The organism is Streptomyces sp. NPDC001502, from assembly GCF_042894785.1.
In the GTDB taxonomy this organism is placed as follows: Bacteria; Actinomycetota; Actinomycetes; order Streptomycetales; family Streptomycetaceae; genus Streptomyces; species Streptomyces kutzneri.
Genome location: NZ_JBIAVW010000008.1, coordinates 257,943 through 283,534, shown reverse-complemented (window position 1 = coordinate 283,534; position 25,592 = coordinate 257,943). Strand labels below are relative to the sequence as shown.

General features: G+C 74.0%; 19 protein-coding genes. 10 read left to right on the top strand and 9 right to left on the bottom strand.

Annotated features, from left to right (window positions below; genetic code table 11):
* Window positions 1-2 precede the first annotated feature (2 nt).
* The 6 genes from ACFY0D_RS16780 (at window position 3) to ACFY0D_RS16755 (ending at window position 8,413) form a co-directional block, all read left to right on the top strand.
* Window positions 3-1,073, top strand: a complete 1,071-nt coding sequence (locus ACFY0D_RS16780; protein WP_390799030.1) for a hypothetical protein — start codon at window positions 3-5, stop codon at window positions 1,071-1,073.
* A 22-nt stretch (window positions 1,074-1,095) separates the two neighbouring features.
* Window positions 1,096-1,893 (top strand): glycosyltransferase family 2 protein, encoded by a 798-nt coding sequence (locus tag ACFY0D_RS16775; protein ID WP_390799029.1) that lies wholly within the window; start codon window positions 1,096-1,098, stop codon window positions 1,891-1,893.
* A gap of 125 nt (window positions 1,894-2,018) precedes the next feature.
* On the top strand, window positions 2,019-3,206 hold the full coding sequence (locus ACFY0D_RS16770) for an AAA family ATPase (protein WP_390799028.1): 1,188 nt from the start codon (window positions 2,019-2,021) through the stop codon (window positions 3,204-3,206).
* Window positions 3,203-3,709: a hypothetical protein gene (locus ACFY0D_RS16765; RefSeq protein ID WP_390799027.1), complete on the top strand. Its 507-nt coding sequence runs from the start codon at window positions 3,203-3,205 to the stop codon at window positions 3,707-3,709. Before ACFY0D_RS16770 ends, ACFY0D_RS16765 begins: the two co-directional genes overlap by 4 nt.
* 166 nt (window positions 3,710-3,875) lie before the next feature.
* Window positions 3,876-5,564, top strand: a complete 1,689-nt coding sequence (locus ACFY0D_RS16760) for a hypothetical protein (protein WP_390799026.1) — start codon at window positions 3,876-3,878, stop codon at window positions 5,562-5,564.
* The gene (locus ACFY0D_RS16755) at window positions 5,561-8,413 is read left to right on the top strand and encodes a bpX6 domain-containing protein (protein ID WP_390799025.1); all 2,853 of its coding nucleotides are present in this window, start codon (window positions 5,561-5,563) and stop codon (window positions 8,411-8,413) included. The genes ACFY0D_RS16760 and ACFY0D_RS16755 overlap by 4 nt, the downstream gene beginning before the upstream one ends.
* A gap of 57 nt (window positions 8,414-8,470) precedes the next feature.
* On the opposite strand, the gene ACFY0D_RS16750 is transcribed toward ACFY0D_RS16755, so the two are convergent.
* Window positions 8,471-9,442: a glycosyltransferase gene (locus ACFY0D_RS16750; protein WP_390799024.1), complete on the bottom strand. Its 972-nt coding sequence runs from the start codon at window positions 9,440-9,442 to the stop codon at window positions 8,471-8,473.
* Window positions 9,388-11,403 (bottom strand): O-antigen ligase family protein, encoded by a 2,016-nt coding sequence (locus ACFY0D_RS16745; RefSeq protein ID WP_390799023.1) that lies wholly within the window; start codon window positions 11,401-11,403, stop codon window positions 9,388-9,390. The genes ACFY0D_RS16750 and ACFY0D_RS16745 overlap by 55 nt, the downstream gene beginning before the upstream one ends.
* An 80-nt stretch (window positions 11,404-11,483) precedes the next feature.
* On the opposite strand from ACFY0D_RS16745, the gene ACFY0D_RS16740 reads away from it, so the two are divergent.
* A complete protein-coding gene (locus ACFY0D_RS16740) occupies window positions 11,484-12,188 on the top strand; it encodes a Wzz/FepE/Etk N-terminal domain-containing protein (RefSeq protein WP_390799022.1) in 705 nt (234 codons plus the stop codon).
* A gap of 17 nt (window positions 12,189-12,205) precedes the next feature.
* On the opposite strand, the gene ACFY0D_RS16735 is transcribed toward ACFY0D_RS16740, so the two are convergent.
* From ACFY0D_RS16735 to ACFY0D_RS16705, 7 genes are read right to left on the bottom strand one after another with little or no spacing between them, the layout of a single operon-like run.
* Window positions 12,206-13,255: a glycosyltransferase family 2 protein gene (locus ACFY0D_RS16735; RefSeq protein ID WP_390799021.1), complete on the bottom strand. Its 1,050-nt coding sequence runs from the start codon at window positions 13,253-13,255 to the stop codon at window positions 12,206-12,208.
* On the bottom strand, window positions 13,252-16,551 hold the full coding sequence (locus ACFY0D_RS16730) for a DUF4082 domain-containing protein (protein WP_390799020.1): 3,300 nt from the start codon (window positions 16,549-16,551) through the stop codon (window positions 13,252-13,254). The genes ACFY0D_RS16735 and ACFY0D_RS16730 overlap by 4 nt, the downstream gene beginning before the upstream one ends.
* A 30-nt stretch (window positions 16,552-16,581) precedes the next feature.
* Window positions 16,582-17,697 (bottom strand): DegT/DnrJ/EryC1/StrS family aminotransferase, encoded by a 1,116-nt coding sequence (locus ACFY0D_RS16725; RefSeq protein ID WP_351154349.1) that lies wholly within the window; start codon window positions 17,695-17,697, stop codon window positions 16,582-16,584.
* The gene (locus ACFY0D_RS16720) at window positions 17,694-18,467 is read right to left on the bottom strand and encodes a NeuD/PglB/VioB family sugar acetyltransferase (protein ID WP_314250254.1); all 774 of its coding nucleotides are present in this window, start codon (window positions 18,465-18,467) and stop codon (window positions 17,694-17,696) included. Before ACFY0D_RS16720 ends, ACFY0D_RS16725 begins: the two co-directional genes overlap by 4 nt.
* A complete protein-coding gene (locus ACFY0D_RS16715) occupies window positions 18,464-19,618 on the bottom strand; it encodes a DegT/DnrJ/EryC1/StrS family aminotransferase (protein ID WP_390799019.1) in 1,155 nt (384 codons plus the stop codon). Before ACFY0D_RS16715 ends, ACFY0D_RS16720 begins: the two co-directional genes overlap by 4 nt.
* Window positions 19,615-20,613, bottom strand: a complete 999-nt coding sequence (locus ACFY0D_RS16710) for an NAD-dependent epimerase/dehydratase family protein (protein ID WP_351154347.1) — start codon at window positions 20,611-20,613, stop codon at window positions 19,615-19,617. The genes ACFY0D_RS16715 and ACFY0D_RS16710 overlap by 4 nt, the downstream gene beginning before the upstream one ends.
* Window positions 20,614-20,671: 58 nt before the next feature.
* Entirely contained in the window at window positions 20,672-21,769 is a 1,098-nt protein-coding gene (locus ACFY0D_RS16705) for a Gfo/Idh/MocA family protein (RefSeq protein ID WP_373041449.1), read from the bottom strand.
* A 372-nt stretch (window positions 21,770-22,141) separates the two neighbouring features.
* Here ACFY0D_RS16705 and ACFY0D_RS16700 point away from each other — a divergent pair, with 372 nt between their 5' ends.
* The 3 genes from ACFY0D_RS16700 to ACFY0D_RS16690 all read left to right on the top strand — a co-directional run bounded on the left by ACFY0D_RS16700 (window position 22,142) and on the right by ACFY0D_RS16690 (window position 25,591).
* A complete protein-coding gene (locus tag ACFY0D_RS16700; RefSeq protein WP_390799018.1) occupies window positions 22,142-23,050 on the top strand; it encodes a glycosyltransferase in 909 nt (302 codons plus the stop codon).
* A 128-nt stretch (window positions 23,051-23,178) separates the two neighbouring features.
* Entirely contained in the window at window positions 23,179-24,561 is a 1,383-nt protein-coding gene (locus ACFY0D_RS16695; protein WP_390799017.1) for an MFS transporter, read from the top strand.
* Between the two features lie 10 nt (window positions 24,562-24,571).
* Window positions 24,572-25,591 (top strand): TolB family protein, encoded by a 1,020-nt coding sequence (locus ACFY0D_RS16690; RefSeq protein WP_390799016.1) that lies wholly within the window; start codon window positions 24,572-24,574, stop codon window positions 25,589-25,591.
* Window position 25,592: the final 1 nt, after the last annotated feature.

Sequence of the window (25,592 nt, the reverse complement as noted above, 5' to 3'; positions counted from 1 at the left end):
CTGTGACACAGCACCGAAGGCGCCTGACGGCGTGGCTGCTCGCCGGAGTGGTGCTCGCCGTCGTCCTCACCCTCTACCAGGCCGACCGAACCGGCGTGAGCGAGCACGCGGCCGCGCCCGGCGCCACAGAGCCCGCCGCCCCCTCCGCCACGGCCCCGCCCCCGCCCTCACCCTCGGCCTCGCCCTCCACCTCCGGCCCGCCCTCCCCGACGGCCTCGCCGTCAGGGAGCGAACCGCCGCCCACCACCCCCGCCTGCACCTCGCCCGGCACCTGCGGATTCCCCGACGCGGGCACCACCGGCCCGCGGATCGGGCTGGAGCGGCACGACACCGGGAACATGTCCGTCAAGCAGGACGGCACGGTCATCAAGGGCTGGGACATCCGCGGGTCCCTCGACATCTACGCCAACGACGTCACCGTCATCGACAGCCGGATCACCTCGACCAACTGGTGGGGGATCAACCTGCGCCCCGGCTACAGCGGACTGAAGGTCCTGCACACCACGATCACCGCCGTGCCCGGCAAGGGCCCCGACAACGGAGGGGTCAACTACGCGGTCTCCAACATGGGCGGCAGCTCGATCGAGGTCGGCTGGTGCGACATCTCCGTGTTCGGCAACGCCCTGTCCATGGGGCAGGGCGATCTGCACGACAACTACGTCCACGACATCGTCGCGTTCCGCAACCAGGGCGGCGAATGGCAGCACACCGACGCCGTCATCAGCGGCGGCGGAAACAAGGGCCGGCTGACCATCCGCCGCAACACCCTGCTCAACTCCACCGCGGTGGACCGGGGCGCCACCGCGGCCGTAGGCCTGTTCGCCGACACCGGAGTGGTCTCCTCCGTCGTCGTCGACGGCAACTGGCTGGCCGGGGGAGCGTACGCCCTCTACGGCGGCGGCCCCGGTGCCACCGGCATCCAGGTCACGAACAACGTCTTCTCCACCCAGTACCACCCGGCCGCCGGGGCCTACGGCGCAGCCACCGCCTGGAACGCGGGCGGCGCGGGGAACGTGTGGAAGGGCAACCGCATGTCCGACGGCAGGCCCGTCGAACCCCCACCCGCCTCCTGACCACCGAGAGGACCGACAGCACATGATGCGCCGGATCGCGCGCGCCCCCTGGGAACTGCTCAAACGGACCTTCGGCTGGCTGGTGCTCTTCGAAGCCAGGAACAAGGTCCTGCTGGCCCCCTCCGCCCTGCGGCTGCGCCGCTTCGAGGACGCCGAGACCCACCGCCTCGCCGCCGTCCTGGGCGAGGCCCCGGCCGCCCTGGTCGCCACCGTCGTCCCCACCCACCGGCGCCCGGACGCACTGTGCGCGGCGGTCCGCTCCGCGCTCGCCCAGACGGTCACCGACCAGGTGGTCATCGTCGTCGACGACGGCGCCGGCCTGCCCGGACTGCCGGACGACCCACGACTGTTCGCGGTCTCCCTGGCCCGCAACACGGCGACCGCCGGAGTCGTGCGCAACGTGGGGATCCGGCTGACCAGATCGCGCTACGTGGCCTTCCTCGACGACGACAACCTCTGGGAGCCCGACCACCTGGAACAGGCCCTGGCCACGCTGGAGGCACCCGACGGGCCCGACGCCGTCTACACCGCCCTGCGCAGGGTGCTGCCCGACGGCACCGACCGGGACGTCCTCTCGGTGCCCTTCGACCGCCGCCGCGCCGCCCACGAGGCCTTCCTGGACACCAACGCCTTCGTGGCGCGGCGCAACCGGTCCCTGTACTTCAGCCGGCTGCGCCGCACCCCGGAGGTGCTGCCCCGCGAGGACTGGGAGCTGATCCGCCGCTACGGCCGCCGCCACGAGGTACGCCACCTGCCCCGGGCGACCGTCCGCTACCTGGTCAACCCGGACAGCTTCTGGACCAGCTGGGACGGCTCCTGAGCCCTGTCGCCGAAGGACGGTGCGGCGGCTGAGCACGCCGCGCGGCGAAGGTGCCGGGCAGTCCGTCCGGCTGGAGGGAAACCCGCTGGTGGGCGCGGATTCGGCCCCCGTAGACTCCGGTGCTCGTGACCGAGATCAGCACCGCCCCGACCACCGTCCCCGCCATGCCCGCCGCGTCCGCGCTCGCCGCGGATGCCGAGTCGGTCGGCGCCGCCGTGGCCGCCGCAGGCCGGGGCCTGATCGACCGTGAGACGGTCGCGGAGGTGGTCACGCTCTGCGCGGTCGCCGGTGAGCACCTCCTGGTCGTCGGCGCGCCGGGCACCGCCAAGTCCGAGGCCGTGCGCCGGATCGCCGGTCAGCTCGGCGGCCGCTACTTCGAGTACCTGCTCGGCCGGTTCACCGAGCCGAACGAGCTGTTCGGCCCCGTCGACCTGCGCGGCCTGCGTGAGGGCCGGGTCGAGTTCGAGACCGCCGGGATGCTGCCCGAGGCCGAGATCGCCTTCCTGGACGAGGTGTTCCTCGGATCCACAGCCGTGCTCAACACCCTCCTCGGACTGCTCAACGAACGGGTCTTCCGCCGCGGCCGCACCGTCCTCGACAGCCCGCTGCGGATCTGCGTCGGCGCCGCCAACCACCTGCCCGACGACCCCGCCCTGGCCGCCTTCGCGGACCGCTTCCTCGCCCGCGTGTTCGTCGAGCCGGTGGCCGACGCCCGGCTGGAGGAGCTGCTGGAGGCCGGCCGCCGCCCCGCTGTCGTCTCGGCGGCGCCGGCCGGCCCCGGCGGCCTGCTCGCCGCCGTCGACCGGCTCGCCGCCGCCGCCCGCGCCTGCGACCTCGACGAGGTCACCCCGCTGGTCGGTACGGCGCTGCGCCGGCTGCGCGCTGCCGGGGTGCCGGTCGGCGACCGCCGGGCGGTGCGCTCCCAGAAGCTGGTCGCGGCCGCCGCCGTACTGGACGGCCGGACCACCGCATCCGCGCGTGACCTGTGGGTACTGCCCCTGATCGCCCCGACCGCCGACACCCAGGCGCTGGCCCGCGACACCCTCGCCGACCTGGTGGAGAAGGCCGCCAACCGGAGCCTGGTGCACGCCGCCGAAGAGCTCTCCCGCAGCACCGCCGCGCGCGCCGAGCGGCTGGCCCGCACCGGCACGGCCCTGCTCGCGGAGCACCGGACCCTCCCCGAGGGACGTGACTCGCGGCTGCGGCTGGAGGCCGCGCTGCGCGAGATCGACGCGGGTTTCGAGCCGGCCGACCTGCCGGCCGCGCTGGCCGGGATACGTGCCGAGCTGGTCGCGGCGGTCGCACCCTCGTGACCGCCGCCCAGCCGTCCCCACCCACCCCTGCGCCCGCACCCGCGCCGTCCTTTCCGCTCCGGTGGGAGCGCCGTGAGCCCCCGCTCCCGGCCGCCGCCGTCCTCGCGGTGGGCGACGCGGTGCCCGGCCTGGCCGCGGCGGCCGTCGAGCGGATCCGCGACGGCGCCCGCCTCGGTGTGCTCGCCGACGACGGTCCGGGCCTGCCGGCCGCCGACCGCGCGCTGCTCGTGCTCGGCGCGGAGGCGGACCTGCCGTGGGCCGACGGCGCCCGCTACCTGGGCCGCGACGCCGGCCTGCTGGTCCCCACCACTACCCGCCCCGCGCCGGCCGCCCCGCTCTGGCGCCGGGCCCTCGGCGCGGACGAGGGCCGGCTCTGCGTCCTCGTCCCGGGCCGTGCGCTGGTCGCCGACGTGCCCGCGCCGGTCACCTCCCCGGACGCGCTGGACGCCTTCACCCGGCCGGCGGGCGCCGACCCGGACGGCCCCGGAGGCGGCACCCGATGACGCGACCGCAGCAGCCTGCCCGCCTCCGAGCCGCCGCGGGGCAGCCGTGTGCCGTGCCGTCCCCAACCGCGGCCGCCGGCCCGGCACCCGCACCGGCCCGCGCATCCGTTCCCGGCGCCGCCCCGCCGCCCCGCGGCTCGGCCGCCTCTCCGTGGAGTGCCCGCCGATGAAGACCACCCGCCTGCCCGCCGCCCTCGCCCCCTGGGCCGGAACCCTCTCGGCCATCACCCCCGAACTGGCTGTCGCCTTCGGCCCGTTGCTTCGCCGGCTGGACGCCCTGGTCGGTGAGCGCGAGCCCGTCGCCGACCTCGTCGGCGACCCCGACGGCCTCGGCGGCCTCGCCCGCTCGGGCCGGCCGGACCAGCTGCTGCCGTCCGAGTGGCTGCTCGCCGAAGAGTTCCCGGACGAGTTCCTGCGCCGCTTCGCCGACGGCGAACTGCTGCACCTGGCCCCCGAGTTCCGCACCCCGGCGGTCCGCGGCAGGATCGCCGCGCTGGTCGACACCGGCCCCACCCAGGCGGGCGCGGGCCGGCTGGTCCAGCTCGCCGCGCTCCTCGTCCTGCACCGCCGGGCGGCCGCGCGCGGCACCGAACTGGTCGTCGTCGTGCTCGGCGACCCGCGCGGACGCCGCCTCACCGGCGACCTCGCCGAGCTGCTTCCGGCCTGGCTGACCGCACGCCGACCGGTCGACCCGACGCCCTGGGACGTGCAGCACGCGCTGGACGGCCTGGACGCCGCCGACCAGGCCTGGCTGCTGACCTCGCCGCGCCTCGCCGAACGGCTCCCGGCACGCTCCAGGGTCCTGACGAGCGAGCCCACCCGCTGGTCCGCCGACGGCGCCGACCACGCCGTCGTCCGGCTCGACGGCGCGTCGGCCGAACTCCCGCTGCCCGCAGGCGAGATCGCCGTACGGGCGCTGCGCGGCGCGGAGTTCCGCCGGGCCGAGCCGGTCCCGGCCGGCGGCCCGGCCGCCGACCCCGGGGGAGCGGCCGGCCGGGCTCTGCCCGCCTTCACTACCCACGCCCGCACCCTGCTTGTCCGGAGCGGACGGGGCACCACCCTGTTCGCCGCCAACCTGCCGCACCCCGACGCCCGCGCCGTCACCACCGTCCGGGCGCGCCGCCACGACCTGCCGGGGCCGGTGCTCGCCGCCGGCCGGACAGGACGGCGCCTGATCGCCCTGTACGTCCGGGACGGCCGGCTCGTCCCGTACGTCAGTGGCCGGCCGCTCGACGGCTACACCGCCGACCTCGCCGCCTGCGGGGTCGGCGGCGCCCTGCCGGAGGAGCTGTTCGCCCGCCCGGTCCTGCCGGTCCTGCGCGGCGGCCGCGACCTGTTGCTGCCGCTCGCCGGCCGCTGGTGGCGGATCGCCCCGGACGGCAGCGTCACCGACGACGGACCGCTCGGTCGGGGTGCGCGGGACCGGCAGCACTTCGACCGGTTCCGCGACCCGCGGCTGTTCGACGGCCGGCCCCTTCACGAGGCGGCTCGCGACGCCCGCCACTTCCTGCACGGCGGTGACTCCCAGGCCTGGTCGGCGGACGGCCGGACCTGGACGGCGCGGACCGGTCAGGGGGACGAGAGCCGCATCTCGTTCCGCGAGAACGCCGACGTGATCGGCATGGTTCACGACGGACAGGCGCCCGCACTGATCACCGTCAGCCGCAGCGGCCTCGTGGTACGCAGCGTGCGCGCCGACGGTGTACGGACCCTGACCCGCTTCTCCGGTAACTCCGTGCCGCCCGCCGTACACCCCTCCCTGCCGCTGATCGCCGCCGAGACCCGGCAGGGCCTGATCGTGGTCGGCGACGCCAACACCGGCCGGATCCACTTCCAGATCGGGGGAACCGAGTGAGCGCCACCCAGGGCGCGGCGTTCCGCGCCGCCGTCACGGCCACCGGGTTCGTCCTCGACGTGCCCGTGATCGGCCCGGCCGAGGCCGCCGAGCGTGCCCTCGCCTCCTGGCAGGAAGGCGCCGACCTGCGGCAACTTCCGGACGGCCGCTGGCTGTTCGTCCTGGCCGCACCCGTGGAGATCCGCGCCGACCGAGCCCCCGGGCTGCCCGTCGTACGGACCGACCGCGGCGCGCAGGCCGCCGTCGGAGCCGACACCCGCACCGCGGCCGCCGGAGAGTTCGCGGTCGCCACAGGCGGAGTGACGGCCGTTCACCGGATCGCGGCGCTGCCGGAGCTGGATCCGGCCGGGTGGCTCGACCTGTCCGGGATCACGCTCCACCGTCCGCGACCGGCCGGCGCCACCGAGCACGAGGCCGAACCCGTCGTGGAGGCACTGCCGCAGCGACCGGAGCCCGACCTGCGGGCCGCTGCGGGCATCGCGCCCCGGAGCGAGCGGGCCCGGCGGCTCACCGAGGGCGCCCCGGCCGGCCCCCGCCGCCGGGCGGCGCCGTTCGCGGGGCGGTTCCGGCCGGCGTCCGCGCCCGGGCCGTGGGCCCTCGCCGCCGCGGTACTCGTGGTGCTGCCTCTCCTGCTGCTCGCGGCGCAGGGCGCACTGCACGGCGGCGCGCTGTTGCTCCCGCTCGCGGCCGGCCTGCTCGCCGTACTCCGCAAGCGCGACAGGGGCGCCGTACCCGGCCCGGACGGTTCCGGCGGCGGGGCCGAAGCCGGAACCGCAGCCCCGGCACCGGAGCACGGCCGGTCGCGCGGTCGCGCCCGCCGCCCGCTGTTCGACGCCCTCCTGGCCCGTCTGGCGATGCGTACGGCGGGCCCGCTGATCCAGGGCCGGCACGCCCGCTACCTGCACGAGCTGACCAGGGCGTTCGAGCAGCGCCGCTGGGAGGACGCCCTGCGCGACGCGATCCGGCTCACGGGCGAGCGGTCGGCCGAGCAGAAGTCCTGGCTGTCCCTCGGCCTGCCCCGCCGCTACGAGGGAGCCCTGCGCCCCACGCCCCGGACCGGCGGTTCCGGCGCCGCCTCCCCGCTGTCCGGCCGCACGGTGCACGAGCACCTCGCCGCGCTCTACCAGCGGGCCGCCGAGGACCTGGAGCGCGCGGGACGGATCGACGAGGCCGCATTCGTCCTCGCCGACCTTCGGGACGCCCCGGCCGAGGCCGTCGCGTTGCTGGTGCGGCACCGGCGCACCGCGCAGGCCGCCGAGCTGGCAGAGGGCCGCGACCTCGGCGCGGACCTCGTGGTCCGGCTCTGGTGGCAGGCCGGCGAGCGCGAACGCGCCGTCCGGACGGCCTACCGCCGGGCCGCTTTCGCCCCGGCCGTCGAGCGCCTCGCGGCCGACGACCCGGCGTCCGCCCGTGAGCTGCGTGTCGCCTGGGCCGCGCACCGCAGGGAGTCCGGCGACCGGCTGGGCGCCGCCGAGGTGCTCTGGGCGGACGCGTCGCTGCGGCCGTCGGCGGTCGGCGACCTGCGCGACGCGGTCGCGCTCGGCGGGCCGACCCGGAGCCGGGCGCTGCCGTACCTGCTGGCGCTCGGCGCCGGAGAGTCGACCCGGGCGCTCGCCCTGGCCATCCTTGACGGCGACGGGCACCCGGCCGCCACCGGGCGGTCGGCGCTGGCCGCCGCACTGGCGGAACTCCCGGCCGCCGACCCGGCCCAGGACCGTGAACTCGCCACCGCGGCGGCCCGGGCGGTCGTCCGGGACGGCGGTTTCACGGGCGTCCTCGGCGACCGGGACGCGGGGGCCCGCCACCAGCGGCTGCTGAAGCGGGCCGACCCGCTGGTCGCCGCGGACCTGGCCAGGCCGAGCCGCGCGGCCCCCGCGGCGGACCTCCACGCGTACACCGCCGCCGACCGGGCGGGCACGCTGCCGGTGCTGGACGCGGCGCTGCTCGGCTCCGGCGCCGTCCTGGTCGCCTGCGGCCAGGCGGGCGTCCGGCTGCTCACCGCCGACGGCCGGACCAAAGCCCGCTGGGACGTGCCCGCCGACCAGCTGGTGCTGGCCGACCACGGAGGCGTGGCGATGCTCGTGGCGGGCTACGGGCAGGTCCGGGAAGTCTCCCGGCTCGACCTCGCCACCCGCTCGGTCCGGCGCTGGACGACACTGCGTTCGCGGCAGATCGTCCCCTCCTTCGACGGCCGGCACCTGATCACGGCCGACGACGACGGCATCACGGTGCTGGACACCCTCGCGCCCCGGCCCACCGTGGTCTGGCGCGAACTCGGCGGCGGCGAGCGGCTGGTCGGCCGGCTCGCCCGCACCCCCGCCGGATGCACGGGTGTCGTGGTGTCGCCGCTTCCCGACGGCACACAGGTCGTCGAGCTCTGGCGCTGGGACCTGCCCGGCTGGGAGCTGCGCTCCCGGCTCCGGCCGGACGCGTTCAGCCCCGGCCGCTCCGCGGCCCTCGCCGCCGGCAGCCTGCTGGTGGCCGACCCGCAGCCGGCGGACGGGTCACCGGACAGGACCGTCCTGCACTGGACCACCGAAAGCCCGCTCGCCCGCCCCGGCGCCCGCCCGGGCATCGAAGGCGTCGCGCCGCACGGCCCGATCGTCGACGGCGACCACTGGGCACTCGCGGTGCCCGGCCCCGACGGCAGCGGGGTCCTCCTTCACACGGGCGTGGGCGCGGGCTCCGCGCCCACCGCGACCGTGCTCTTCCCCCAGGCCGACACCCAGGCCCCGGGCCTTCGCAGCCACGCCGACGCGGTCACCCACTGGCACCGCTCCGGCCGCGTCCTCGCCACCACCCCCGACGGAGCCACCCTGCTCGCCAACCTGCGCGTCACGGCCGGCTGAGGGCGGGACGAGGACGGGACGAGGACGGGGACGTGGACGCGCCGGTCCGACGTCGTCTCACGGCCCGGGCGTGGCCCGCAGCGCGGACGGGCTGGCCAGGGCCTTCGCGGCCGCCAGACTCGCGGGCCGGCCGAGCACCGCACGGGAGGTCTCCCGCAGCAGGACGGCCGCCCGGAACGCGGCGGTCGCCGCCGCCCCGTTCCGGCGCCCGTAGAGCCGGACCCGGTTGAGCGTCAGCAGGGTCCACAGCCGGGGCGACACCTGCGAGTCCCCGCCCAGATGGGTGGCCGTGGCCGCCGGCTCCAGCCGGGTGACGAAGCCGAGGTCCCGGGCCCGCAGGCAGTACTCGGTCTCCTCCGAATACAGGAAGAAGGACTCGTCCCAGTCCCCGCACGCCTCCAGGCACTCCCCGGACAGAGCCATCAGCGCGCCCGTCGCCCAGTCCGCGACCGTGGCCCGCTCGTACGCGGACGGATCGGTCACCATCTCGCTCCAGCGCGGGAACCGCCCGGCCCGGCGGTTGCCCAGTACCGCCTCGCCGAGCGCCCGGGTCACCCGCGACTCGCGGCGCAGCGAGAGCAGCAGCGTGCGGCCGTCCTCCTCGTACAGCAGCGGGACGCTGATCCCGACCCGGCCGCCGCCGGGCGCGCCCGTGCCCAGCGCGTCCACCAGCACCTTGGCGCAGCCCCGCCTCATCCGGACGTCCGGATTGCAGACCAGGGCCGCCCGGAAGCCGCCCTCCCACGCGGCCGCGGCCCCGAGGGCGGCGTTCACCCCGGCCGCGTAGCCGGCGTTGCGGCCGGTCTGGACGACCGTCGCGTCCGGCGCCAGGGAGCGGATCAGCTCCACGGTGCCGTCGGCCGAGTCGTTGTCGGCGACGACCAGGCGCCAGTCGAGCCCGGCCATGCCCTCGGGCAGCGAGGCGAGGAACTCCGGGAGCACCCCGGCACTGTTCCAGGTGACGACGAGGACCGCTACAGGGCCGGCACCCGGCTCCGGTCGGCGGGCTGCTGGCTGGCTGAACTGCATGGGGACTCCACGGTTACGGGCTCCGGCGCCGCGCGCCGGATGAACCCGAGGTAGCTGCCTCCGGCGGCGATCGTCAGGAAGAACACCCCTGCGAACATCGGGAAGCTGAGGGCGTCGAAGGTGGCGGCGATGACGAGGGAGACCAGGGCGGAGGCGAAGAACGCCTGCCCCAGTTCCCGGTCGGACTCCGTGCGGGCCAGCCTGCGGATGGCACCGCCCTGGTGGATTCCGGTGAACAGCAGGACCAGGAGCGCGAGCACCCCCACGAGGCCCATCTCCGCCAGGGTGAGCATGTACTGGTTGTCGGTGAAGAAGAACAGTTCGGGCAGGAAGGTCCCGAAGCCCCGTCCGAACAGCGGCCGTTCGGTGAGATAGGGGACGATCGCGCTGTACTTGACGGTACGGGCCTGGGTGCTGCTGTCGGAGTTCGTCAGGAACGAGGCGAAGAGCGCGGTGATGGTGCCGATCAGCCCGGGAATGATCACCTTGAAGCAGGCCACCGAGCCCATCAGCAGACCGATCGCGGCCCATCTCCGCTCCGGCTTCCAGCGCAGCACCATCACCAGGATCACGATGAGCGCCCCGATGATGGAGGTCCGCGACACCGTCAGCGGCAGCGCGCCGCCCATCAGCACCACCGGCCCCCAGCGGCGCCACGCGCGCAGGTGGCGCCGTACCGGATCGAAGGCCTGCTGCACGGCGAAGGGCAGCATGATGGCGAGCATCCCGCCGAACTCCAGGGGCTGTGCCGTCGTGGACCGCGGCCGGGTGAAGGAACCCCGGTCCAGGGTGGTGATCTGGGCGACGCTGGACTGCAGGCCCGGGATGCTGATGCTGTCGGCGATGTTCGTCGCGGTGAAGAAGTCGTAGAAGCCGATGGCGGCCACCACCGCCCCCATCACCACGGCCCGGCGCAGCAGCACGTCGAGGCGCTCGCGGTCCTGGATCCCCGCGGACACCAGGACCACCAGCGACACCCAGACCAGCAGCCCGATCAGCCCGCGGTCCGCCGCGAGGACCTCCTTGTGCGAGCTGCCGCGCATCGCGTTCGCGAGGTACGAGCCCAGCACCGAGAAGGCCAGCAGGCACATCACCACCCGCGGCAGCCGGGTGCCGGGGGCGGGCCGGATCCGGCCCGTGATCCACGCCGCCAGATACCAGAACAGGCACAGCAGCGCGAACACGTTGGCCGGGGTGCCCACCCCGCCCATGCCGGGCAGGGTCAGGTTCGACGGGACGAAGAAGGCCAGCGCCAGATAGCAGCTCAGCAGGGCGGTCACGTCCAGCTGCCGCCCCCACGGCTTGCGGCGCCCGCGCCCCCGGACCGTGGGGGCCGCGGACGCGCGCCTGCGGCGGATCGCCGCCAGCAGGCTGTCCGTCAGGAAGGAGAGCACGAAGGCGGCGGTGGTGCCCACGATGACGACGCCCAGCACCTGCTGGTAGCGGCTCTTCATCTGCGGCACCGGGGTCTGCGGCAGCACCACGGGAGCCGTCTGCACCATGTACGCGGGCTTGACCTTGGCCGCCGCCTGGAGCGCGTTGAGCGTCTCCCCGGCGAAAGCGGTCAGCTTGTTGGTCTCCTCCAGCACGTTCGCCCGGTCCGTCCCCGTGACGGTCAGCGTGAGCATCGGCCCCGAGGTGTTCGCGGCGAACCCGACCGTATAGGGATCGGTCACCCCGATGCCCTGCAGGTCCCGCGCCGCGTCCGTCCCCGACAGCGTCCTGATCAGCACGTCCGCGGTGACCACCAGCGAACCGCCGGCGTTCGAGATGGGATTGCCGAAGGCGGGGGCCAGTTCGGCCACCGCCGTCGAGTCGAGCAGCGCCACCGAGCTCTGCGACTGATAGGCCACCGGCACCGAACGGTACAGGTGCGCCCCCGCGAGGAGACTGATCAGCGTCAGCGGCACCATCACGTACCAGCGGCGCCGGAGCACCGCGAGGATCTCACCGATGCTCATGAACACCCCCCGGGCACACCGCAATTGATGGCGGACCTACCCGTGTCCTGGAAAGATCGGTCACAACGGAAGGAATCCCTGTGTCGCCTGGTGAGTTGATCCGTGCGCTGCGTCGGCGCTGGTACGTCCTGATCGTGGCGGCGGTGCTCGCGGCCGCCGGAGCCGTGCAAGTGCTGCACCCCACGCAGACGTACCTGAGTACGGCGATCGTCGTGCTCAAGCCGCCGGTGACGGACAACCAGCCCAATCAGCTGGCCAATCTGCAACCGCCGCTCGCCGCCGTCTCCTACGCCGCGGTGCAGCAGCTGGACTCGCCCGAAGGGGCCGAGGAGCTGCGCGCCGCGGGGGTGCGCGGCACGTACCGGCTGATCCCGCGCAACAGCGGGACCAGCGTCACCCCGCGCTATCTGATCCCCTCGCTCCAGGTCCAGGCGGAGCAGGCCGAGCCGGCCGCCGCCGACACGGCGGTCCGGAAGATCATCGATATCTACACGAAGCACCTGACGGACATGCAGACGCAGCAGGGGGTCCCGGAGTCCGCGCGGATGAGCGTGACGCTCCTGGTGCCGCCCACCGCGGCGGAGCAGAGCGGCAACAAGAGCCGGGGCCTCGCCGGGGCGGCCCTGCTGGGCGGGGTCGGCGGTGTGGTGGTGGCCCTGTGGACCGACCGGCTCCTGACACGCCGGAGCCGGCGCCGGCAGCGGCACGAGGCCGCCGTCGACGCCGGTCCGGTGGTCCGGGCCGAAGAGCCCGAGCGGGCCGCCCTCGCCGGGGCGGCCCGCTGAACACGGCGTTCGAGTCATCAAATCCCTCGACGCTTCCAGGACCGCCACCACAGCCACTCGCGCCCCCGGTCGGCCACGGCCGAGAGCACGAGCGGCTGGAGGTACGGCATGGTGCGCGCCCCGATGCGCCGCCGCCTGAGCAGCGCCCGGTACTCGGCCAGCTTCGTGTAGTCCTCCGGCAGGCACTGCGCCGCGAACTCCACGAGCTCGTCGACCGGCACCACCGCGGTGCGCCCCCGGTCGTACGCCCGGTAGGCGCGCCGCAGCGCGTACCGGGCGAGCCGGGTGCGCGCCGACAGCGCCAGCCGGTCGGCCCCCGGCAGCAGCCCGGAGCACTTGTCGAGCACCGAGTCGAACGCGACGAGGCGCTGGCGCAGGTCGTCGAGCTGGCCGCCGAAGTCCGTGGTGGACATGTTGTTGCCGTGGACCCGGTAGAAAGCCTGGTCGGCCCCGCGGATGTAGCCCACGTCGGCGTGCGCCGCGAGCCGCATCCACATCTCGATGTCACCGGCGTGCGGCAGCTCCGGGTCGTAGCCCCCGACCTTGCGCTGGAGGCTGGTGCGGACCACCACCTCGGGTGAGGTGATGCACCCGGTGCCCTCGCGGAACCGCCGGTCCAGCCACCACCGTCCCGGGTAGACCACCGATCCGGTGCTGCGGGTACGGGCCGCGGGCAGCGGCCCGCCGTGCTGGAAGCGCAGCGGCCTGCCGTAGGCGAAACCGGCCTCCGGATGGGCGTCGAGCAGGGCCGCGGCCCGCACCAGGGCCCCGGGGACCAGCCGGTCGTCCGCCGACAGCAGCGCGACGTAGTCCCCGTCGGCCCACTCCAGCAGGCCCTCGTTGTAGGTGGCGATGTGGCCCTTGTTGCTCTCGTGGACCCGCACCTCGATCCGCGGGTCGGAGGCCGCCAGCGCGCGGGCGACTTCCGCGGAGTCGTCGGGCGAGGCGTCGTCGATGATCAGTACCCGTACGTCGACGCCCTCCTGCTCGTCCAGCACGCTCTTGACGCAGTCCGCCAGGAAGTGGCCGTACTTGTAGCAGGGGATCACCACGCTGACCGTGCTCACTGCCCGCTCACCTCCGTGGACAGCCCTTCCTGCAGGGCGGGAGGCGCGGTGGTGGTGAAGACCGGGCCGACCCAGTAGTTCACCGAGCCGAAGGTGTTCGTCGGGAAGGCGGTGGCCGCCCCGTACTTGTACAGCCCGTTGGCGCTGCCGGCCGTGTCGGCCGGGGCGACCAGCGGATAGGAGCGGTGCGCTCCGGTGAAGTAGCCGCCGTCCACCGAGTAGTTGCCGTTCGGCGCGTGGTAGGAGGCCACGTACGTGGTGCCCGCGGTGATCTGTACCGGCGTGGCGAAGTGCAGCTGCTGCCAGCCGGACACGGTCTCGCTGCCGAAGGTTCCGGTGGCGAGCAGGGTGCCGGAGGCGGACCAGAGGCTGCCGGTGTGCGTACCGGTGTTGCCGGGGCCCTTGTAGAAGGTGACACCGGTGACGTAGCCGTTCACCGCGGACTGGAAACGGGTGCCCAGTTCCACGGAGTTGGCGTCGTCACCCACGTTGGCGGTGCTCGGCGTCGCGGCGCCGTTCCACAGGGTGCACGGGCAGTTGACCGTCGGCGGGCTCGCGCTGGTGGTGAAGTTCCAGGTCACCGGTGCGGCCATCGCGTTGCCCCACAGGTCGGCGGCCTGGACGGACGCCGTGTAGGTGGAGTTCAGGGCCAGTTCGGAGGACGGGGTGAAGGTCGCGCTGTTGGACGCGCCCAGCACCTTGGTACCCGGCACGGCAGTACCGCCGGAGTCCTTCACGGAGAACACCAGCGTGTCCGCGTCGACGGCGTTGCTGAAGGTGGCCGTGACGGCCGCCGTGATCTGGGTGCCGGTCGCCGCGGACTGCGGCGAGGTGGCGGTGACGGTGGGCGGGGTCGTGCTCGCGGTCGAGGTGTCCAGGACCGCGTCCACCCAGTAGTTGCTGCCGGACGCGGCGGTGGACGGGAACCCGCCCGTGCCGCTGTAGCGGTAGACGCCGTTGCCGCCGTCGGTGCCGCTCTTGAGCGCGGTGAGCGGGGCCAGACCCGCGTCGGACCCGGCGAAGGTGGTGTCGAAGGAGTAGCCGCCGTGCGGGGCGAAGTAGGAGGCGACGTAGGTGGTGTTCGCCTTGACCGGGACCGGCGTGGCGAAGTTCAGCTGCTGCCAGCCGGAGGCCGTCTCGTTGGTGAAGGTGCCGGTGGCCAGGCGCTGGCCGGTGCTGCTCCAGAGGCTGCCGGTGTGGGTGCCGGTGTTGGCGGGGGACTTGTAGAAGCGGACGCCGGTGATCGAACCGGCCACCGAGGAACGGATCTTCACGCCGAGCTCGACGGCGCTGCCGTCCCCGGCGTTGACGGTGCCCGGAACGGCCGCGGCGGGCCATACGGTGCACGGGCACTGCTGGGGTCCCACCGTCAGCGGCACCGTGGTGGTGGCGCCGATGTTGACGCTGTCGTCCACGGCGCGCACCTTGATCTGCGCGGCGCCCGGGACGGTCGGGGTCCACTTGTAGCTCCAGGAGCCGAGGCCCGTGGTCGCCTTCCAGGTCGTGCCGCCGTCGGTGGAGACCTCCACCCGGGCGACCACGCCGCCGCCGGTGTCGGCGGCCGTGCCCGTGATGGTCACGGGCCGCAGCGCCGGTACGGTGGCGTTCGCCGCCGGGCTGGTCACCGTCACGGCCGGGCCCACGGTGTCCGTGGAGGCGGTGGAGGCGACCAGGTCGCTCTGCAGGGACTTGGGCTGGACGCCCATGTCGGCGAAGACGTTCACCGTGGCCTGCTGCATCCGCTTGTCCGCGGTGACCACCGCGTCGTCCGGGTTGCCCGTGGGCATGTTGGTCAGGCCCCAGGACCACTGCACCGTGCCCGCGCCGAACACCAGGGCGTGCGAGGTCTGGTCGCGGAAGGCCACCAGGCTGTGCGTCGCGGTGCCGTTCCCGTACGTGTTGCCGTAGTCCTTGAGGAGCTTGCCGTCCTCGATGTCCACCGTGGTGGAGGACATCGTGATCTGCCCGGCCGGCCGGCTGGCGTTCTCCACGTCGCTGTCCCACTCGTAGCCGAGGGTGCCGGTGGGGAAGGTGGCGGTCTGCGAGGGGGTGAGGTTCGCGACCGTGGTGTTGCGCCACAGCCGCTGCTTGGCGAAGGTGCCGGGCACCGTGATCGCGTCACTGCGGTAGCCGTTGACGCTGAACATCGAGCCCGTCAGCTGGTTCTGCGGCTGGAAGGGCCGGCCGTTCGTGGCGCTGGCCGGGTCCATGAAGGTGCCCGTCCAGATGCCGCTCGGGTCGGGGATGCCGTTCGGCTGGGGGAAGGACAGCTTGGTCTCCTTGTACGAGACCAGGGTCCGGTTGGCGGTGCCCGCGCCGTCGATGCTCGGCGTCAGGCGGGTCTTCCAGAAGACCTCGTTGCCGCTGAAGTACGTCTGGTGGACCCCGGCCCGGCGCGCGTTCAGCGCGTTCGTGAACTGGTCCTGGGTCCAGTACTCGTCGTGCCCGGAGGACAGGAAGACCTTGTGGTTCTGCAGCAGCGTCCCGCCGCGGACCGACATGTCGATGCCGGACATGTAGCTCACGTCGTAGCCGTTGCGCTCCAGCCAGGAGACCATCTGGAACTCGGACCCGTAGATCCCGTTGTCCCCGCCGATGTCCATCGGCCGGTTGTAGCTGACCTCGTACGCCCGCCCGTCCGGGGCGGGGCCGCCGCCGTCGTACAGGTCCTGGCCGCCGTAGTTGTTGTACGCCTGCCAGGTCTGGTCGCTGGTCTGCACGACGATGTCGGAGTGGCTGGAGTCGTTGCGGACGACGAACGGGTACGGCATCACACCGTTGCCGTCCGCCTGGTCGAAGTTGACGACGTAGAGCCCGGACACGGCGTCGGCCGGCACGGTCCACGTCGCGGTGACGGGCCAGTTCCCGCAGTCGACCAGGCCGGTGGCGGCCTTCTTGGCGCAGGTCGCCGGGTTGCCGCCCGGCGCGAAGTTCGCCGGGTACGTCTGGGCCGCCTGGGCCGCGGTCGACAGCAGGCGGGCCCCGGTGCCGCCGTAGTGGCCGAGGCGGTAGACCGAGACCTTGTACGGAGTCGGCGACTGGATCTTGAACTGCACGGTTTCGCCGGCCTGGACGCTCGTCTGGGCCGGGAAGCCCTTGATGTCGCCGTACGCGCTGGGTGCGAACCAGTCCTCCATCGGCGTGCCGGGCTTGGAGTTCTCGCACACGATCGCGTTCGTGGTGGGACCGCAGGGATCGGCCGCACCGGCCACCGTCGCCGGTGGCAGGACCGTGGCCGTCAAGGCCGCGATCACGGTGAAGAGACCGTAACGGAGCAACCTTGTCCGTCTGTTCATCTGGACCTCATTGTTTGCGTGAGCGCGGGGTCAGCGCAGGGCGTTGCGGAGCGTTTCCACGACCCGCTGCTGCTGGTCGGCGGTGATCTGCGGGAAGAGGGGGAGCGAGAGCATCCGGTCCGCCGCCTGTTCGGCGTGCGGGAAGTCGCCCCGGTCGTGGCCGAGGTGACCGAAGGCCGGGGTCAGGTGGACCGGCGCCGGGTAGTGCACACCCGCGCCGATGCCCTCCGCGTTGAGCTTGCCGACGACGGCGTCGCGGTCCGCTCCGGTGACCCGTACGACGTACAGGTGCCACACGTGGACATTGCCCTCGGCCGTGACCGGCAGGGTGACCTGCCCGGCGGCGGCGAGGTCGGCCAGCAGCTCGTCGTAGCGGGCGGCGGCGGCCCGGCGGGCCGCGTTCCCCTCGGCCAGCCGGGCCAGCTTCGCCCGCAGCACCACGGCCTGCAGACCGTCCAGCCGGCTGTTGAACCCGGCCACGTCGTGGCGGTACTTGGCGATGCCGCCGTGGTTGGCCAGGGCCCGGATCAGGTCCGCGCTCTCCTCGTCGTCGGTCACCACCGCGCCCGCGTCGCCGTACGCGCCCAGGTTCTTGCCCGGGTAGAAGCTGGTCGCGGCGATGCCCCCGCTGCCGGGGGAGCGGCCGTCGCGGGTCGCGCCCTGGCTCTGCGCGGCGTCCTCGACGATCTTCACGTGCGCCGGAAGCCCGGCCGCCAGCGCCGCGGTGTCCGCGCACTGCCCGTAGAGGTGGACGGGGACCACTGCGCGGGTGGCCCCGCCCACGGCCTCCAGGGCGGCCCGCGGATCCATCAGCAGGGTGTCGGGGAGGCAGTCGACCAGCACCGGCCGGGCACCGATCCGGGCGACGGCGCCCGCGGTGGCGATGAAGGTGTTCGCGGGCAGCACCACCTCGTCGCCGACACCCACCCCGCTCGCGCGCAGGGCGAGTTCGAGGGCGTCTGTGCCGTTGGCGACACCCACGCAGTGCCCCACTCCGGCGAAGTCGGCGTACTCACGCTCGAACGCGCGGACCTCCGCACCGCCGATGAAAGCGGTGTCGGCGAGCACACGGTCGAATCCTGCCCGTAATTCCTCGGCGACCTCGGCGTGCGCCGCCTTCAGGTCGACCAGCGGTATCTGATTCATGCGACTGTGCTCCCCATCCGTGTCTCCGGCCAGCGGCCGGCCGTCTCCTCGCCATCGGCCCGCAGCTCGTCGAGCGCCGGGCCACCCGCCTCGCGCAGCCGGCGGGCGGGGCTTCCGGCCCACACCTCACCGGGCGGCACATCGGCCAGGACCGTGCTTCCCATACCGGTCAGCGACCAGGCGCCGACCGACGTGCCCTCGCGCACCAGCGCTCCCGCGCCCACGTACGCCCCGCGCCCCAGCCGCACCCCGCCGCCGAGGCGGACGCCCGAGGCGAGCGTGGCGAAGTCCCCGACCCGGTCGTCGTGGGTGAGCACCACGTGCGGCATCACCGCCACGTGGGACCCGAGCCGGACGGCGGCCGTCAGCACGCAGTGCGCGAGCAGGACCGAGCCCGCGCCGAGCAGCGAGGACCCCGAGACCACCGCCGTGGGATGGACCACCGTGGCGTAGCGGCTCCCGGGCAGCCCCAGGCGCCGCACCAGGCGGGCCCGTACGGCGTAGTCGCGCGGACTGCCCACGCAGACCACCACCCGGGCCGCCGGCAGCTCGTGCACGAGGTGGCCGCCGCCCAGCACCGGCACCCCGTCGACCTCCCGGCCGTGCAGGCCCGGATCGTCGTCGAGGTGCCCGAGCAGCCGCCACCGCGGAGCCCGGCCGTACGCGGCCGCCGCGGCGGCCGCGTCCCGTACCGCCTGGGCGGTCTCGCGGGCGAACCCGCCCGCGCCGACGATCAGCAGATCCTCGGTCCGCGGCGGCGGGCCGCTCATCCGCCCGCCTGTTCGCGCAGCACCGCCACCACCCGGTCCTGCTGCTCCGACGTCATCGTGTGGAACAGCGGCAGGATCAGGGAGTCGCGGCTGATCCGCTCGGTCACCGGCAGCGGCGCCGCGCCGTGGTCCGCGTACGCGGGCTCCAGGTGCGAGGCCATGATCCCGCGCCGGGCCGAGATCCCGGCCTCGGAGAGCGCCGCGAGCAGTTCGTCCCGGCCCACGGGGAAGTCCTCGGCCGGCAGCACCCAGTACGACTGGAAGTTGCCCTGGCCGTGACCGGGGTCCCCAACCGGCCGCAGGCCCGGGATCCCGCTCAGCAGCTCCGTGTACCGGGCCGCCAGCGAGCGCCGCCGGGCCACGATCTCGTCCAGCTTGCCGAGCTGCACCAGACCGACCGCGGCCTGGATGTCGGTCATCCGGTAGTTGTAGCCGACCTCCAGGTAGCTCTCGACGACCGGCTTGCTGCTCGCGTGGCGCTGCGCGGCGGACACGTTCATGCCGTGCTCGCGCAGCCGGCGCAGCCGCTCCGCCCACTGCGCGTCGTCCGTGGTCAGCATGCCGCCCTCGCCGGTGGTGATCACCTTGCGGGGGTGGAAGGACCAGGCGGCGAGCAGTGCGCCGTGGCCCACCGACTTGCCGCCCACCGTCGCGCCGATGCCGCAGGCGGCGTCCTCCACCAGGGCCACGTCCCAGTCGGCGCACACCGCGCGCAGCGCGTGCACGTCTGCGGGCACCCCGCCCTGGTGGACGGCGATGACCGCCTTGGTCCTCGGTGTGCGGACCGCGTCCACGGTGGCCGGGGTGAGGTTGCCGGTGGCCTCCTCGACGTCCGCGAACACCGGCCGGGCGCCCACGTAGCGCACCGCGTTGGCCGTGGCGATGAACGACAGCGAGGGGACGATCACCTCGTCGCCGGGACCGAGGTCCAGGGCGATCAGGGACAGGTGCAGGGCGGTGGTGCACGAGCTCACCGCGATGCCGTGCTCGGCGCCCACCCGCTCGGCGAAGGCCCGCTCGAACTCGGCGACCCGGGGACCCTGGGCCACCCAGCCCGAGAGCACGGCGTCGGCGGCGGCCTTGGCCTCCTCCTCGCCCAGCCAGGGCACCATCACCGGGATCCGGGCGGGGGCGGCGTCCGGGGCGCTCATCGGCCCGCCTCCGTGGCCGCCGCCGCGTCGGCGGCACGCTCGGCCCGCCACCACTGCACCAGGTCCCGCAGGCCGGTGCGCAGGTCGATCTCGGCGGTGAAGCCGAGCCGCTCCGCGGCCTGCGAGGTGTCCGCGAGCCGGCGGGTGACGCCGTTCACGGCGCGGGCCGGGCCGTGCTCGGGCACCAGACCCTCGGCGCCCATCGCCTCCAGCAGGCCGTGCGCGAGCTGGAGCAGGCTGGTCTCGGTGCCGCTCGCGACGTTGAACACCTCGTCGGTCAGGTCCGATTCGGCGGCCAGCAGATTGGCGCGCGCGATGTCCCGGACGTCGACGAAGTCCATGGTCTGCAGGCCGTCGCCGAGGATCAGCGGCGGCTCGCCCGAGGCGATGCGTTCCATCCAGCGGATCAGGACCTCGGTGTAGAGGCCGTGGATGTCCATCCGGGGCCCGTACACGTTGAAGTAGCGCAGGGCCACGTAGTCCAGCCCGTACATGGAGTGGAAGCTGCGCAGCACCCCCTCGTTGAAGGCCTTCGCCGCACCGTAGAAGGTGTCGTTGTTGTACGGGTGGTGGCGCTCGGTGGTCGGGAACTGCTCGGCCAGGCCGTAGACCGAGGCCGAGGACGAGGCGATCACCTTGCCCACCCCGGCGGCCGCGGCCGCCTCCAGCACGTTGAAGGTGCCGTCCACCATGACCTCGTTCGCCAGCCGCGGCTCCTCCGCGCACTGGGTGATGCGGATGGCGGCGAGGTGGAACACCAGCTCGGCGCCCTCGGTCGCCTTGCGCACCGCGGTCACGTCGCGGATGTCGCCCTCGACGAGTTCCACCACCCCGCTCGGCAGGGCGCGGGCCAGGTTGGCGCTCCGCCCCCGCACGAAGTTGTCGAGCACCACGACTTCGCGTGCCCCGTTGTCCACCAGCAGGTCCACCAGGTGCGAGCCGATCGTGCCCGCCCCGCCGGTGACCAGAATCCTCTTGCCTCGTACGCTGCTCAACGCCCTGCCCCCACTGAGTCTTCGGTCGTGGTCTTGCGTGTGATCGGACTGCGGAGGGTCAACGCCCGGTGCGCAGTCCGACGACCGCTCCGCGGAACTCCAGGCTCCGGGAAGCGGCTTCCAGGATGTCCAGCACCTTCAGTCCCGCCCGGCCGTCCGTCAGCGGCGGCCGTCCCGTCCTGATGGACGCGGCGAACTCCTCGACCATGCTGCGCAGGGCCTCCTTCTCACCGATCGCGGGCGCCACCATGTCGCCGGTCCGGTAGGAGACGAGCATGTCCCGGCGCTCGTCCGCGCCGATCTCCTGCGGGGCGCTCAGGTCCACCCCGCGGTCGAACACCGCCACGCGCTGCGTGGGGTTGAGGTCGTCCCACACCAGGGTGCGCTTGGACCCGCCGACCATGGTGGTGCGCACCTTGGTCGGGGAGAGCCAGTTGACGTGCACGTGCGCGATGGCGCCGGTGCTCAGCTGCAGCGTCAGATAGGCCACGCAGGACTGGCCGGCCCCGATGGGATCGGCTCCGTGCGCGGCGACGGCGACCGGCTGGACGTGGTCCGGGAGGATGAAGTCCAGCACGGACAGGTCGTGGGGGGCCAGGTCCCACAGGACGTCGATGTCCTTCTGGACGAGCCCCAGGTTGATCCGTACCGAGTCCACGTAGTGGATCTCGCCGAGTTCGCCGGAGCGGACCATCTCGCGGATCCGGCCCACCGCCGGGGTGTAGCAGTAGGTGTGGTCGCACATCAGCGTGAGACCGCGCTCCTCGGCCTCGTTGACCAGCCGCAGCCCGTCCTCGTACGTGGCGGCCAGCGGCTTCTCCACGAGGACGTGCTTGCCGGCGCGCAGCGCGGCCAGCGCGACGTCGAGATGAGTTCCGGCCGGGGTGGCCACCGCGACCGCGTGGACCTCCGGATCGGCGAGGACCGCCTCGTAGTCGCCGGTCGCCTGGACCGTGGAGTACGCGCCGAGCACCTGCCGGGCCCGGTCCACGTTCAGGTCGCAGAGCCAGCGCAGCCGGAACTGGTCACTGGACTGGAAGTTGCGGACGAGATTGGGGCCCCAGTAGCCCGCACCGACCACGGCGACACCTAAGGGGGCGGACCCCTTGCCGGTGGCGCCCGCGCCCTGTTCCGCGTCCTTCGCGGTGTCCTTCACGGCGTTTCCCTTCCTTCCGCGCACGCCGGACGGCGTGTCGCCCACTCATGGCCGGGACGCGTGTGATGAAGGGAGATGCCGTCGACGGCAGCCCGGACGCCTGCGCGTCCCGTGCGTGACCTGCTCAACGGTGATGGCCCCCCACAACCGATGCCCTACGTGATCCGCGTGCTTCGCCCCCCGGCCCGGCCGCCTGTTCCCCACAAGCAGCCGAACCCGTACCGCTTACCGCCTTTGCCCGGTGCCGGACACCGGCTCCGCCGAAGCGTGCCGAATCCGGTCGGCGCCGCTCAATCTAGTCCACCGGGCGTACCCCCGGGCAGAGTTGACGTAATCGCCTGGAGTGGGTGTTCGACCATGCATACTGCCCGGGTGACCAGCATCGTGATACCGGCCCACAACGAAGACCGGGTCATCGGCCGCCTCCTCGACGCGCTCCTGGCCGACGCCTCGGTGTCCGGGCCCGACATCGTCGTGGTGTGCAACGGCTGCACCGACGACACCGCCCGCGTGGCGGGCGCGCGCGGCGACCGCGTACGCGTGGTGGAGATCCCGACTCCCTCCAAACACCGGGCACTTCGGGTCGGCGACGAACACGCGCGGGGCTTCCCCCGGCTGTACGTGGACGCCGACGTCGTCGTCGGGGCCGCCGACGTGCGGGCCCTGGTGGGCGCCCTCGACCGGAGTCCGGAGCTGCTCGCCGCCGCCCCCGGCCGGGACATCCCGCTGGGCGGCTGCGCCTGGCCGGTGCGGGCGTACTACCGGGTGTGGCAGCGGCTGCCCGCCGTCCGCGAGGGGCTCTTCGGCCGGGGGGTCATCGCCGTGACCGAGGCGGGGCACGCGCGGCTCGCCGCGCTGCCCCCGCTGATGGCCGACGACCTGGCCGCGTCCCTCGCCTTCGGGCCCGGGGAGCGGCGCGTGGTCGAGGGGGCCCGGGTGGTCGTCCGTCCGCCGCGCACCTGGTCCGATCTGATCAGGCGGCGGGTCCGCGCGGCGACCTCCTCCGCCGAGTTCGAGCGCTTCCAGGCGGCGCGGCGGGCGGAGGCGCCGGAAGGGGCGCCGACAGGGGCACCGGAGGAGGTGCCGGAGCCGGTGTCGGAGCAGACCGCGCGCACCGGAACGGCCGATCTGCGCGCCCTGCTGCGGGCCCGTCCGACGCTGCTGCCCGGGGTGGTGGTGTTCGTCGTGGCGGCGCTGGCCGCCCGCCGGGGCTCCCGGAAGGCCATCCGTGACCAGGACTTCTCCACCTGGCTGCGGGACGAGAGCAGCCGGCAGGGCTGATCGCCCGGCCGACTCGGGGGCGTACGGCCAAATCTCTTCGTACGCCGCACCGTTGGCCCGTACACCCATTAGGGTTCCACTCGCACGTTCGAGTGAACTCAGTCCGTCGGCATCGGGAGCTCCAGAGCATGTACCTCGCGGACCGCTCCGCGCCCGCGCCCGAGGGCGCGAAGACCGCTCCTGACCGGGGACCCGTCCGGGCTCCCGCGGTCGCCTCGACCGTCCTCGCCCTGGGCACGGTCAGCATGATCACCGACATCTCCTCCGAGATGGTCACCGCCGTCCTGCCCCTGTACCTGATCGCCGGTCTGGGCCTGAGCCCCCTCGGCTTCGGGGCGCTCGACGGCGTTTACAACGGGGTCAGCGCCCTCGTACAGCTGACCGGCGGCCACCTCGCCGACCGGGTCCGCAACCACAAGCTGATCGCCGGCATCGGCTACGGCCTGTCGGCCCTGTGCAAACCGCTGCTGCTGTTCGCCCACAGCCTGGGCCCGATCAGCGTGATCCTCACGCTGGAGCGCACCGGCAAGGGACTGCGCACCGCCCCGCGCGACGCGCTCATATCCCTGTCCACACCACCCGAGTTACAAGGGCGCGCCTTCGGTGTGCACCGGGCCATGGACACCACCGGGGCACTGCTCGGCCCGCTCGCCGCCTTCCTCATCCTGAGCCTGACGGCCGACGGCTACGACGCCGTCTTCGGCGTCAGCGCCTGCGTCGCCGTACTCGGTGTCGTGGTGCTCATGCTGTTCGTCCCGTCCGGCGGCGGCACCCGGCCCAGGCCGTCCGGCGGAGCCACGGCCGGGGCCACCACCGCCGGCACCGCCGCCGCCGTTCCCGACGCGGACCGGCCCGCCCCCGTACGGCTGCGCGACGCGCTCGGCCTGCTGCGCCTGCCCCGGCTGCGCAACCTGGCCATCTGCGCCGTCCTGCTGGGCCTGACCACCGTCAGCGACGCCTTCGTCTACCTGCTTCTGCAGCGCCGCACCGGCATCGGCGACCAGTGGTTCCCGCTCCTGCCGCTCGGCACCGCCGCCGTGTTCCTGCTGCTCGCCGTGCCCGCCGGAGCCCTCGCCGACCGGATCGGCCGGCGCACCGTCTTCCTCACCGGGCACGCCCTCCTGCTGGCCGGCTACGGGCTGCTGCTGTGGGCCCCCGCCTGGCCCGCCCTGCCCTACCTCGTCCTCGCCCTGCACGGCATGTTCTACGCCGCCACCGACGGCGTGCTGCCCGCCGCCGTCGCCGCCACCGTCCCCGGCGAGCTGCGCGCCACCGGCATGGCCCTGGTCGGCACCGGCCAGGCGCTGGCCCGCTTCGGCTGCTCGCTGGCCTTCGGCGGGGCCTGGACGCTCTGGGGCACCGGCCCGGCGCTGGCCGCCGCCGCGGCCGGACTGCTGTGCTGCGCCGCCGTCGCCGGCTTCGTCCTGCGCCCCTCGGCGCCCCAGGACACCGACACCCGGCCCGGCCCGGCCCGGCCCGAATCGAACCCAACCGAAACCCGAAGCCCGTGAGGCCCCCCAGATGACGCTGTCGAACTCACGCCGCCTGCTCGTCCTCGCCGTGGCGGTGCTGCTGCTCGGGGGCCTCGCCGCCGCGCTGGTGCTGCGCGCCGCCACCCGCGACGACAAGCCGTCGGCGGGCGGCCCGACGGTCGCCGCCGGGACCGTCACGCTCGACCGGCCCGGCTCCCTGGCCTTCGTCAACGGCGGGCAGGGTCCGCACCGCGGGGCCCTCGCCTCGGTCCCGGCCGACGCACCCGAGTCCGAGCGCACCGCCTCCGAACTGGGCTGCCAGCGCTTCTACGCCGCCGCGGGCACCGGCGTGTGCCTGCGCTCCACGCCCGGCGCGCTCGCCCAGGACAACAAGGCCCTGATCGTCGACTCCGCACTGCGTACCCTGCGCAGCTTCCCCCTCGCGGGCACCCCGAGCCGGGCCCGGGTCTCGCCCAGCGGCCGGTTCGCCGCCTGGACCGTCTTCGTCTCCGGCGAGTCCTACGGTGCCGCGTTCTTCTCCACCCGTACCGCGATCGTGGACACCCGCACCTGGAAACTGGAGGCGAACCTGGAGGAGTTCGCCATCGACATGGACGGCCGCGAGCACCGCGCCCAGGACGTCAACTTCTGGGGGGTCACCTTCTCCAAGGACGACGACACCTTCTACGCCACCGTCTCCACCGGCGGCGAGACCCACCTGGTCAAGGGCTCGATCTCGGGACGCAGCGTCAAAACCCTGGCCAAGAACGTCGAATGCCCGTCCCTGTCCCCGGACGAGACGCGCATCGCGTACAAGAAGCGGGTCCGGGCGGGCGCCTCGCTGTGGCGCGAGCACGTGATGGACCTCGGGACGCTGCGCGACCACGCACTCGCCGAGAAGCGCAGCGTGGACGACCAGGCCGCCTGGCTCGACGACCGTACGCTCGCCTACGGCCTGCCCACCGACGGCGCCGCCGACAGCACGGACCTGTGGACCGTGCCCGCCGACGGCAGCGGCACCCCGCGGCTGCTCGCCCCCGGAGCCTCCTCCCCGGCCCGCCTCGGCTGAC